This window comes from Cytobacillus sp. FSL R7-0696, from assembly GCF_038006865.1.
In the GTDB taxonomy this organism is placed as follows: Bacteria; Bacillota; Bacilli; order Bacillales; family Cytobacillaceae; genus Cytobacillus; species Cytobacillus kochii.
In genome coordinates this window covers 3,033,368-3,046,361 of the sequence record NZ_JBBOWA010000001.1, presented here as the reverse complement: position 1 = coordinate 3,046,361, position 12,994 = coordinate 3,033,368, and the positions used below count along the sequence as shown (strand labels likewise).

9 protein-coding genes are annotated in these 12,994 nt (G+C 37.9%); all 9 read right to left on the bottom strand.

The genetic code is table 11. The annotated features are described in order from the left end of the window. Positions 1-39: 39 nt before the first annotated feature. Entirely contained in the window at positions 40-1,110 is a 1,071-nt protein-coding gene (locus MKX29_RS15770; protein WP_251162604.1) for a GerMN domain-containing protein, read from the bottom strand. A 115-nt stretch (positions 1,111-1,225) separates the two neighbouring features. Further along, positions 1,226-3,448 (bottom strand): DNA helicase RecQ, encoded by a 2,223-nt coding sequence (recQ, locus tag MKX29_RS15765; RefSeq protein ID WP_341106475.1) that lies wholly within the window; start codon positions 3,446-3,448, stop codon positions 1,226-1,228. Between the two features lie 58 nt (positions 3,449-3,506). Beyond that, positions 3,507-4,304 (bottom strand): glutamate racemase, encoded by a 798-nt coding sequence (racE, locus tag MKX29_RS15760; RefSeq protein WP_095372355.1) that lies wholly within the window; start codon positions 4,302-4,304, stop codon positions 3,507-3,509. 12 nt (positions 4,305-4,316) lie between these two features. Then, a complete protein-coding gene (locus MKX29_RS15755; RefSeq protein ID WP_095372354.1) occupies positions 4,317-4,775 on the bottom strand; it encodes a MarR family winged helix-turn-helix transcriptional regulator in 459 nt (152 codons plus the stop codon). A 217-nt stretch (positions 4,776-4,992) separates the two neighbouring features. After that, positions 4,993-5,250: a helix-turn-helix domain-containing protein gene (locus MKX29_RS15750; RefSeq protein WP_370873250.1), complete on the bottom strand. Its 258-nt coding sequence runs from the start codon at positions 5,248-5,250 to the stop codon at positions 4,993-4,995. Positions 5,251-5,365: 115 nt separating this feature from the next. Then, positions 5,366-5,833, bottom strand: coding sequence for an acyl-CoA thioesterase (locus tag MKX29_RS15745; protein WP_341106474.1), 468 nt, complete (start codon positions 5,831-5,833; stop codon positions 5,366-5,368). A 380-nt stretch (positions 5,834-6,213) separates the two neighbouring features. Further along, the gene (locus MKX29_RS15740; protein WP_341106472.1) at positions 6,214-10,092 is read right to left on the bottom strand and encodes a 5'-nucleotidase C-terminal domain-containing protein; all 3,879 of its coding nucleotides are present in this window, start codon (positions 10,090-10,092) and stop codon (positions 6,214-6,216) included. 291 nt (positions 10,093-10,383) lie between these two features. Then, positions 10,384-11,157 (bottom strand): succinate dehydrogenase iron-sulfur subunit, encoded by a 774-nt coding sequence (gene sdhB / locus MKX29_RS15735; RefSeq protein WP_095372351.1) that lies wholly within the window; start codon positions 11,155-11,157, stop codon positions 10,384-10,386. A 32-nt stretch (positions 11,158-11,189) separates the two neighbouring features. Next, the gene (gene sdhA, locus MKX29_RS15730) at positions 11,190-12,941 is read right to left on the bottom strand and encodes a succinate dehydrogenase flavoprotein subunit (protein WP_224935808.1); all 1,752 of its coding nucleotides are present in this window, start codon (positions 12,939-12,941) and stop codon (positions 11,190-11,192) included. Positions 12,942-12,994: the final 53 nt, after the last annotated feature.

Here is a 12,994-nt window from a genome sequence, read left to right as displayed (position 1 = left end):
CACTCTTCTCATTTTACTATAAAAGGATGGTGATACCAATTAATAGCTTCCTGTATTCACACTTTCAGGTCTGGAAACAGGCTCTAGCTTTTCGCCATCTTCATCAAGTAAATCACCCTCGCCATTCACTGTAACAGCAACAGATTCCACTTCTGCTTGTTCCGTAAGTGATAACGCTAAAACTTTTAATACATTTTCGTTAATGACATTTTCTTCCCCACTAGAGAAAATCGATTCATCGAAATCGAGCGTAATCGTTCCATCTTCTACTTTAGGTTCACCTAATAAAGCGACTTCACTTGGTAAGACGGCAGAAAGTTTAGATCCTAAAGAAGGGTTACCTAACTCATCAATGATTGCCGTCACGTTATTGTCGACATTATTGGACACTCTTTTTGTTACTGGAACAAAGTATTTATCATCTTCTTCGCCACCCATGTAATAAACGGTAACTGGTTTTGTATTTGTAATATCTGTGACAACAGAGTTATCATAATTGATACCGATAGAACGACTTACTTCTTCGCCAATTGGTGTACCATTGACTGGCATTTCTTTAATCGCATTCCCATTTATACTCAATTTCATTTGTTCTATTTCATCGAATTGGGTCAATGTCCATGTGACTGATTGCAGGATTCTTGCTTCATCTTCTGGATTATACTCAGCAAATTCCTTAGAAAAATCAACATGAGCCACTTTATCTTTCACATCAACCGTCATTTTTGTATCGGCTGGTAAGACTGCACGGAAATTATTTGGTAAGAGTTCAGTTACTTTTCCATCTACCACTAAATATTCTAACGCTTGTTTAGCAACAGAATTCGTACTTGGCAAATCTAATGTTTGTGATACAACATATCCATTATTGTCAATTAAGTATAATTCTGTTGGAATCGTTGCTGTTTCTGCCGCTTCATCAGCAGCTCCACTTTCCTCACCAGTTGTCTCTTCTGTCTCTACATTGGCATCTTCGTTATTAATGGACATTTCACTCGGTGGGTCAATTTTCTCTTTCTCCTCTCCACCAAATAATCCACAACCTGATAACAAAGCAGATGAAACTAATACAGCGGACACTGCGATGGTCGCTTTTTTATTTAAAGACATAACCTTTCCCTCCTAAGACAGTTTGTACTACATGTATACGGGCCTATTTACAAAATAGACCGCCTTTAGGAAAGAAAGTCTTCTATTCTTTTAGACAAATTTGGACAAAGCGTATTCAAACGAGACGATGTTTCGTTAAAACAGCCTTAATTTGAAAGTAATCAATTGTATCATCATTGATTTCATCTTTAATCGGTCTTAACTTTTCTACACCGACTTTATCTGCAGCTACAAGTACTTCCTCTTCTACCTGCTCATTGAAAACTTGATCCCAGTCAATCGGATGGCCCTCTGCTACCGCTCTAAAAATATGATTTTGAATCGTTATCGGTGAAAAGGAACGCTCTTTAGCAATCTCCGCAATCGTTTTACCTAATAGAAAGGCTTCATATGAATGGATATGACTTCCTGTCCCTTCAGCCGCCTTTTTATTTACTGGTGGTGTCTTCACAAAGTGTTGCTCTTTGACCTCTATGTCATTTTTTTCAGTAAAAATTTTTATCTCCTCTAGAAATGCTTCCCCATATTTACTAAACTTCATTTCACCAACACCTTTAATCGATAACATCGCTTCTTTAGTAGTAGGGAAATAAGTACACATTTCTTTTAAAGCTGTATCAGCAAAAACGACATAGGGCGGCACACCTTGTTCTTGCGCTAAATTTTTTCTTAACTCCCTTAGGATAGTAAATAACTCGCTATTTTCTTCACCAGCCGGACGTTCTTCTAGCTCTTTATCTTCAGAAATTTTCATAGATACCTGGGCTTCTCTTTTTAAAACCGGGACAGCTTCATCTGCTAATGTAACGGTCGGATATTGGCCATCTGTCATTGAAAGATAGCCTTCAGCAAGTAAATAATTAATCATATCAACAATTTGCTTTTCCGTCTTTTCTTTCATAAGCCCATATGTTGTAAGTGTATGAAAAGACAATTGCTTAATCCGCTTATTCGCGGACCCTTTTAACACTTGAGCTGTTAGCTTAACGCCAAAACGCTCTCCCATTCGCTTAATACACGAGAATATCATCATTGCTTCATTCGTAATGTCAACAGATTGTCTTTCATCTAAACAGTTCGAACATTTATTACATGACGAGACATCTTGATTGGCAAAATAAGCGACAATATAGGATTGCAAGCAACTTTCCGTATGACAATAATTCGTCATCTGTCTTAGTTTTTCATATTCTTGCTCGCGAAGGCTTGTTGACAGCTCGCTCTTTTCTATTAAAAATTTTTGTAGGAGAATATCTTGAGGTGAGTAAAGTAAAATACATTCACTTTCTTCCCCATCTCGTCCTGCTCTTCCGGCTTCTTGATAATAAGCTTCGATGTTTCGTGGCATATTATAGTGCACCACATAACGCACATCCGGTTTATCAATCCCCATCCCAAACGCATTGGTAGCAATCATCAACGTCACTTGATCATGGACAAATTTTTCTTGAGAGTGTTTACGTTTATCCTCAGAAAGACCAGCATGGTATCTTTCAACTTTATAACCTTTCTTTAGAAAATGTTCATATAATTGATCGGTTTGTTTTCTGCTAGACGTATAGATAATACCTGATTCTTCTTTTCTACTGGAAACATAGGCTTCTAAATACTTGCGCTTATCTCTTCCTTTTAACACTTGAAAAGAAAGGTTCGTTCGGGCAAAGCCTGTAACAAATATATGTTCTTTTTCTATATGCAATAAGCGACTTATATCTTCTTCTACATTTTTCGTCGCTGTCGCTGTTAATGCAGCAATTACAGGCGTTTCAGTAAGAGAGAAAATCCTGTCTACTACCGATCGATAACTCGGTCTAAAATCATGTCCCCATTGAGAAATACAATGAGCCTCATCGAAGACAATCATTGACAAATGAATCTTTTCCATAATCGTTAGAAACTCCATTGACTCCAGACGTTCCGGAGCTATGTAGACAAGCTTATATTCCCCTGCTAACAGTCGCTCTTCTGTTTCCGAATATTCCTTGTAAGAAAGACTACTATTCATATAGGCTGCAGGAATTCCTGCTTCAAGAAGGGCATCTACTTGGTCTTTCATCAGTGAAATTAAAGGGGAGATAACGATCGTCACACCGTCATTCATAAGTGCGGGAATTTGGAAGGAGAGTGATTTACCACCGCCAGTTGGTAGAATGCCAAGTACGTTGTGGCCATGATTTAAATTGTAAATAATATCTTTTTGACCTGGTCGAAAACTTGTATAACCGAAATACTTCTGCAAATGCTCCTCTGCTGTTTGCATATCCATCCTCACCTCATTTTTTATTGATATATATTTAAAAGCATAACGCATATCGTTTCTTTCTCGCAATCTATTCATTTAAAAAACACCAAATACAACCAATGATTGTTCATTGATTATATTTGGTGCCTCCATATTATCCGAGTTGTATGCGCTCCACATCGTTTATCTCTCTATGCAACCATTTTGTTGCTATGTCTTTGAACATCGCTTCAGAACCTGTTGTGAAAAAACGGTGCTGAGGATCTTCTTCACTCGTGTTTAAAAAGCCGCGATCATAAAGAATCGTGCTTGCTTCTCGAGCGGTTTCATCTCCGGAACTAATCACGTTAACACCTTCACCCATCACTTGCTTAACAAGATTCTCCAACAGCGGGTAATGTGTACAGCCTAATATCAATGTGTCTAAACCTTTATTTGTTAATGGCCCTAACGTTTCTAGAACGATTTTTTTCGCAAATACACTCTCGTACTCCCCACTTTCTACTAGTGGGACAAATTTTGGACAAGCTAGGCTATGAACTACCGTACGATTATTGATCCCTTTTAAAGCGAGTTCATAAGCACGACTCTTCACCGTTCCCGCTGTACCAATGATGCCAATGATATGATTTTCTGTTACTTTTAGCGCCGTTCTTGCTCCAGGAAAAATAACGCCAATGACCGGAATTGGTAACTCATTTTTAATATCATCTAACGCAACAGCAGTCGCAGTATTACAGGCAATAATGAGCATCTTCACTTCTTTTTCTAATAAAAACTTCGTCATTTGCCATGTGAATTCTTTTACTTCTTCTCCAGACCTCGGACCATATGGACATCGAGCTGTATCTCCTAAGTAAATAATATTTTCATTAGGTAACTGACGCATCACTTCCTTTGCAACAGTTAATCCGCCAACCCCTGAATCAATAATACCTATCGGTTGTTTCACTTTCTTCTCGCCTCAATCTCTTTTCATATCTTGATGCAATTTTCTTAGATTCTCCCTTAAATGAACGACCTCTTCACCGGAAAAATCCTTTAATACTTCTTGCAGATAATCTTGCCTTTTATCGATCACTTCTTCTATAATTCTTTCGCCTTCCTCCAATAAGTGGATTCTTACAACGCGACGATCATTAGGATCTTTTACTCTTTTTACCAATTCACTCTTTTCCATACGATCGACTAAATCTGTCGTTGTACTAAAGGCTAAGTACATTTTATTCGATAATTCTCCAATTGTCATGTCCCCGTCCTCTAATAACCACTGTAAGGCAATAAATTGCGGGGGAGTAATGGTATAATTGCTTAAAATTTCACGGCCATGTTGCTTAATGATTCCAGAAATATATCGTAAATCCTTTTCTATATCTGCTACAACTTCATTAACATGTTCATTTCTATGTTCTCTTACGTTCATTCACTACACTCCTATATATATCATCGAAATATTCGGTTATTCCGTTACTTTTAACCCTAATTTTATTGTCACCTTTTTCGGAGGAAAATTCAAGCGAGAACTGTAAGCAAACTAAAAAAATATGTCAAGAAAAGAAAAACGAGCATTGCGCCCGCCTAGAATACTCAAACTCTATTACATTGATAACCGGCAATCCAGACGGACTGCCGGTCTAAAATTATAACTCTAGCTCTCCCATACGAAGGAGCTCTACAACAGCTTGTGAACGCCCCTTTACACCAAGCTTTTGCATGGCATTAGATATGTGGTTCCGAACTGTCTTTTCGCTTATAAATAATTCACCAGCGATTTCCCTAGTTGTTTTATCTTGTACTAGCAGCTCGAATACTTCCCTTTCTCGTTTTGTGAGTAACGGCTTGTGAGTATAATCATTCTCCTTCAAGTATTGTAACCCTCCTTGCCTTTCGCCAGCCATGAATCGCGGGGTGGGTGTGTATTAGTCATCATATCATATGTATGTTAAACAATGAGAGTGACTGAAATTCTTGAAGTAGAGAATGTTTATTTTCTAAATGTACGCCTGTCCCTATCTAAGATTGAGGTACATTTATTTTCTCATGAAAAGCAAGCTTCATTTCATCAGTCCACTGCGCACCTTTACCAGTTAATTTAGATACCTGAACAATCGTTCCTCTTCCTGTAAAGCAAATGTCACCATCCTCTCTTTTACCCATGTAATGAATATCTACCGAGGATTGTCCGATTCTGCCTGCTTTTACATAAATTAAGAGGTGCTCATCGAAGTAAACTTGCTTCATATAGTCACATTGGAGATCTGCAACGACAATAAATGTTTCGTTTTCTTCCTTCACCCAATCGTCCATAAGATTTAAACTTTTAAAATACTCAATGCGAGCCTCTTCAAAGTAAACAAATGGAACCGTATTATTCAAATGACCAAACATATCTGTTTCAGAAAAGCGCACCTTAACAGGATGAGCAAATATAAATTCTTCTTCCCATGTCACAATATTTTCTATATAATCAGTTTTTTTCACTTTTAAATCCTCCTTGAGAATGAATGAGCATTCAGTCACCCTTTTTCTTATTATAGCTTTTTTCACACAAATACAAAAGGAGAAATTCTTACATATTCTTATGTTACTTTTTCTGATTTTGTAACTATAATTGCTTAATTGAGTCATTCATGTTTAATAACTGTTTAAGGCAAACCGCGTAAAACGTGTTTTGGTGTCATTTGAAGGGATTTCCTTCTCAAATGTAAAAAGCTGATAAGATGACTCGACAAATAATTTACCAACACTTCCTTATAAAAAACGAGAAATCTCAAAGATATGGTGTTAACACTACAATAAAAAGCCCCAGCACAAACTTTTTACGAAGTGTGTGCTGGGGCTTACTTTAAATAGATTTTATCCTAAAACCCAAACCATTTTTTAATCATTTCCCAAATCCATCTTGTGAATTCTCTTACTTTGTCCTTCAAGTGATCAATGATTTCTTGTTTACACTCAGACCAGCTAGTATCGGGGCCAGGAATACATGCGCTCGGCTCTTCAGGGTTTTCTGGTTCACCTGGCTCTTCTGGATCCGTTGATTTCACTTCTGCAATAATTCTTCCTTCAACCTCCGGAGCTACTGGATTATTGTTTTCCAAATAGGTGGAAAACACATCATAATCCACTTCAAATAGTTCAGTAATTCTGCCCTCATCCTTGGCTTTTTTGAACATATCATATCCATCTCCACCATCGGCCGTGAAAGCGTTGGTCGCAACCGTATAGGTTTCGTCTTCATTGATTGCTATATATTCACCGTCTACTTTCACTTCAACGCCATGGACACGTTCACCCACTGGCTGTGCTTGGTCAAATTTAAAGCGAAGACCTGCCACTTGCATAAATTGGCCAGCACCTTCTTCAATATTTGCTACACTATGTTCTAATGCTTGTTTTATTTCTTCTCCTGTTAAATCAAGGGTTACTAACATATTACCGAAGGGCAACACAGTAAGAACATCGCCAAGCGTAATTTCACCTTGAGCAATAGATGCACGAATACCGCCACCATTCTGCATCGCAATTTGTGTTGACACAGATTCATTAGCTTTAGAGAGCATACCATCTGCAATCAAGTTTCCTAAATTGGTCTCTTTCGTACGAACATCAGTACGTTCACCATTCAAGGCAACTTCACTGTACCCGACTACTTCTTGTTTTAATTCCTCCAACGGTTCACTTAACTCATCAAGTTTATTACGCGCCCATTCATCTTCTTCATAAACATATTCACCGTTCTCATCTTGACTAACGAGATCAAGTAACTCACCATCCCACTCTGACAGTACGCCTTCATCATCGAAAACAATGGCTAAAGAGCCTAAATATTTATGATATTCATTGGCTTGAACGATTAAAGTTGGTTCTCCATCTTCATTTTTTACAACTGGCTCTTCTAATGTCGTATGAGAATGTCCTCCAACAATCACATCGATACCTTGAACAGCTTCAGCTAATTCCTGATCTGGCGTATAACCTAAATGTGAAAGTGCAATAATTTTATTAATTCCTTCTTCTTCAAGCGCTGCTACTGTATTGCTGGCCATTTCAACTGCATCTTCAAAAACAATGGCTTCATCTGGGTTCGCCAAAAATGAAGTGTCCTCTGTTGTTAAGCCAAATAATGCTACTTTTTCGCCATCTACTTCTTTAATAATGGCAGGATAGATCTTACCGTTTTCTCCAGGATATCCAAACTCATTTACTTTTAATTCACTTAAAATCTCATCATTCTCAACATTCACATTTGCACTAACAAATGGAAAATCCGCATTGGATACAAAGTCAGCCAACACTTGCGAATCTTTGTCAAATTCATGATTTCCAAATGTCATAGCATCATAACCTAGGCGATTCATAAATTGTAAGTCCGCTTGTCCCAGGTACATATTGAAAAATAATGTACCTGAGAATACATCCCCAGCATCAACTAATAGTGTATTTTCTTTTTCATCTCTTAGTTGATTCACTGCAGTAAATAATCTTGGTACATTTTCTAAATGAGCATGGGTATCATTTGTATGAAGGATACTCATTGAGAATGGCCCGTCATTTTCCTCTTCAACTGCGATGTCTAACTCAACTAATAGCGGATCATGATCACTAGCTCTACCATGCTCCTCCATGTATAGAGAATTGATATTTAAAACATCTACTTTGGCAGCTTCTGCTAAACGATTCGATACTAAAATATGATCAAGTACTTGCATATTTCCTTGGTAATTATACGTATACTGTTCGTTTTCCGGTAAAGTATCAACCATATTCGTTAACTCTTCACCTTTTAATGTTTCTAATGTGGGAGTGAATTGAAAATCATTCATATCCCCTAATACAATAACATTCGCATCTGGGTTTTTAGACTCTATATCTTTCACGAACCCATTTACAGCTTCTGCTAACTGTATTCTTTGTGCTTCACTCACTAATTCTGGAGGTTGATTCTTCCCAAATAGCGGTTCATCACCTGACTTAGAATTAAAGTGATTAGCAACGACAATCACATCTTCTCCATTAAATTCAAACTGTGCAGCTAGCGATTTTCTTGTATCTTGGAAAATTTCATTCGTCGGATCGATGCGACCTGGGTTCAATGTTAATTGACCGTCTTCATACGTAACCGCGTCGTTAGCCCCGCCTTTTGGTGCCTCTTTTAATGTAACTCTCTCTGGATTATAGAGATATCCTACTCGGATATTCCCACCCGGTTGACCGCCATCTTGCTTGTCTTCTGGTGCAATATCTGCCCAGTCATACGTCGGACCACCGTTTGCGGCAATGGCTGCAATTAATTTCTCATAACTAGCTTTTGCCGTTGTTATACCATCATCAGTCGGGCCATTATCATCTTGTACCTCTACAAGACCAATAATATCCGGTGAATTTAACTCATTGACCATTGACTGCGCTATTCTATTTGTCTTTTCTTGGCTTGTACCTTCATAATAATTTTCAATATTATAAGAGGCAACTGTTAATTTTCCTTCATCCTTACCAAGTTCTGTCGTTACTTCTTCTTTTTCCGATTCAATAAGATCTGGTAAAGAATCCATATCCACTAACACTTTAAAGTTGCTATAACCATAACTAATTACACCGGTGACTGTACCATCAAAACGATCACCCGTTTTAGCTACATAATTATCCTCTTCTAATAAAAGATGCAGTCTTTCTGGATTTGCATTATCTTCCGTTAATAAAACTCCGCCTTGATCCGTATAGAGTTTATCCTCTTCCTGATTCGCAATGACAGGTATTTCACCATATTTTTGAGGTGCAACAACTTGAGGATTCTCCACTGCGACGCGCATACCTTCTAGACTCTCATAAAAATCGATACCATCTTCCTCAGGGTCAAAAGATTGCAATTCATCATTATCAATAATATCATGAGGTATAGGAAGATCTTTGCCTAAAACAATTGCTTCTGGCAGGTCATTTCCTGATGATTCAATGCTTAACTTCCCATTTTGGGCATTGATTTCCGTCATGGCTAAATCTGTTTCTAACTTTTCACTATATCCGTCAAGAACCCATTCTTTCACAAGCCCATCCACTGTAACCTTATCTCCAACTTTCACTTGATGCGTAGGCTTGTACACGAGAATCCCTTCTGATGTATGGGGATTATCATCGGGTGTATCATCTTGCATATAAAAATTACTGTTATCTACTACTTTTGTTACGATACCTTGTACGGCTGTTACGTTCTGATTTACATAAGGAGACTCATGCCCCGCTCCTTGTATATCACGAATGTGCAGACCTTCAATACCATCAGTTGGCTCTTCCTCTTCACCATCATCAGGGTTTCCATCAGCAAATGTAAATGCAGTTGGATTTTTCAAGCCAGGTACGGTAAAATATGCTTCAAGATTGCCTGTTATTTGTACTTTTTCACCTATAATATCAGGGTTAGTCTGTAAGCCAAATGTCGCACGAAAGCTGCTAGACACTTGAACAGGTAAAATTTTTGACGAATCTTGTTCATTCGCATCATCAGCTATCGCAATATTATAGTCATTACTGAAAGGTGGATTAAAATTGTAATTATTCGTCGAAACTGTATGACCTACTATGTAACCTTCTACTGTTGCATTTCCTTCATTATTTTCAATCGCTTCATTCACCGTCAATACATCTTCTTGTGCTGCTTGTCCCGCTAGAGGGCTGAAGCTGGAAAATATTAACATAAAAATCATCAATAAGGCCAACCATCGATTACTAGCTAATTTCATTCTGTTCCTCCTTCAAATTATTATTAATCTTTCAACAACTGAAATATACCAGTTTTTCTATGATTCGTGTTTATTTATAACAAAAATTCTACATTTTTTGCCAAAAATAAGCTGAAAGTACTTTCTTTATTTATTAATTAATAGGTATTTTGTTTTATTATTATGAATTTTCAGTACCTATTGCTTAATACTATTAAAAATATTGCTAATTTAAACGAAGATCCACCTCTTACTCTTTTAACTGGATAAAAAAACACTGAGGCTATAAGCCTCAGTGTTCTATAAAATCTATTACACACGGTCACTTCCAAAGAAGTTTTTAAAAGATTGTAATGTTGTATCACGGTTAAGCGCGGCAATTGATGTTGTTAAAGGAATACCTTTAGGGCAAGATTGCACACAGTTTTGTGAGTTACCACAGTTAGCAAGACCACCGTCACCCATAATTTCCTCTAAACGATCTGCCTTATTCATTTCACCCGTTGGATGCGAGTTGAATAAACGTACTTGAGAAAGTGGTGCCGGTCCGATAAAATCAGATTTGCTGTTTACATTTGGACACGCTTCTAAACATACACCACAAGTCATACATTTTGATAATTCATAAGCCCATTGGCGTTTTTTCTCTGGCATACGCGGCCCTGGTCCTAAATCATATGTTCCATCAATCGGAATCCATGCTTTTACTTTTTTCAATGAATCAAACATGCGACTACGATCAACTTGTAAATCACGTACTACCGGGAATGTTTTCATTGGTGCTAAACGAATTGGTTGTTCTAATTGGTCGATCAGAGCTGTACAAGATTGACGTGGCTTGCCGTTAATGACCATAGAACAAGCTCCACAAACTTCTTCCAAACAGTTCATGTCCCAAGTAATTGGGGTTGTATGCTCCCCTTTTGTATTTACCGGGTTTCTTCGAATTTCCATTAGAGCAGAGATCACATTCATATTTGGACGATAATCAAGTTCAAACTCTTCTACATAAGAATCTGAATCAGGACCATCTTGTCTTGTAATTTGAAATAATACGGTTTTAGACTTTACTGCTGCTTCTGACACGATTAATTACTCCCCTTTCATCGAGTTTTCTCTTAATGTTTCGTTGTATAGTCACGTTTACGTGGCTTAATCAAGCTGATATCCACTTCATCGTAATGGAATTGTGGCGCTGATTTGCCATCAACGAATTTAGCCATAGTTGTTTTTAAGAATTCATCATCATTTCGATCAGGGAATTCTGGTTTATAATGGGCACCGCGGCTTTCGTTACGGTTATATGCACCAATTGTAATAACACGAGCTAATTGAAGCATATTTTGTAATTGACGAGTAAACGCCGCCCCTTGGTTACTCCATTTAGCTGTATCGTTAATGTTGATATTTTCATATCTCTCTAACAATTCAACAATTTTAGCATCTGTTTTTAATAAACGATCGTTATGACGAACAACTGTTACATTATCAGTCATCCATTCACCAAGTTCTTTGTGAAGGATATATGCATTTTCTGTTCCATCAAGAGACATGATTTTATTCCATTTCTCTTGTTCTTGTTGAACTGCACCTTCAAATAATGAAGAAGATAAATCTTCACTTGATTTCTCTAATCCTTCAATATATTCAAGCGCTTTTGGACCAGCAACCATACCACCATAAATGGCAGAAAGCAATGAGTTAGCTCCAAGACGGTTACCACCATGTTGTGAATAATCACACTCACCTGCAGCAAACAATCCAGGGATATTTGTCATTTGATCATAATCTACCCATAAACCACCCATTGAATAGTGAACAGCTGGGAAGATTTTCATTGGTACTTTACGAGGGTCATCACCTTGGAATTTCTCGTAAATTTCAATAATACCGCCCAATTTAATATCTAATTCTTTCGGGTCTTTATGTGAAAGATCAAGGTAAACCATGTTTTCACCATTGATACCTAGTTTTTGGTTTACACAAACATCAAAGATTTCTCGTGTAGCAATATCACGAGGAACTAAGTTACCGTATGCCGGATATTTTTCCTCTAAGAAATACCAAGGTTTCCCGTCTTTATATGTCCAAACACGACCACCTTCACCACGTGCAGATTCACTCATTAGACGTAGTTTGTCATCTCCTGGTATAGCAGTTGGATGGATTTGAATGAACTCACCATTTGCATAATACGCGCCTTGTTGATAAACGATTGATGCAGCAGAGCCTGTATTAATAATAGAGTTAGTTGATTTACCAAAAATAATTCCCGGTCCACCAGAAGCCATAATGACAGCATCTGCTGAGAATGATTGGATTTCCATTGTTTGTAGGTTTTGCGCAACTACCCCACGACAAACACCGTCATCATCAATGACAGTTCCTAAGAACTCCCAACCCTCATATTTTGTTACTAACCCTGCTACTTCGTGACGACGCACTTGCTCATCCAATGCATAAAGCAATTGTTGACCTGTTGTCGCACCAGCAAAAGCAGTACGGTGATGCTGTGTTCCGCCAAAGCGTCTAAAATCTAATAACCCTTCAGGTGTACGGTTGAACATAACACCCATACGGTCGAATAAGTGAATAATTCCAGGTGCTGCTTCTGCCATCGCCTTAACTGGAGGTTGGTTAGCTAAGAAGTCACCACCATAAATTGTATCATCAAAGTGAATCCAAGGAGAATCCCCTTCACCTTTTGTATTTACTGCTCCGTTAATACCACCTTGGGCACAAACAGAGTGAGAACGTTTAACCGGCACTAAAGAAAATAATTCTACTTGTCCGCCAGCTTCAGCAATTTTAACAGTTGCCATCAATCCGGCTAATCCGCCACCGACAACAATAACCTTTCCTTTACCCATATCTGACTCACTCCCTTAATACTAATACCTCTAAAAAACCGAACAAATTATAG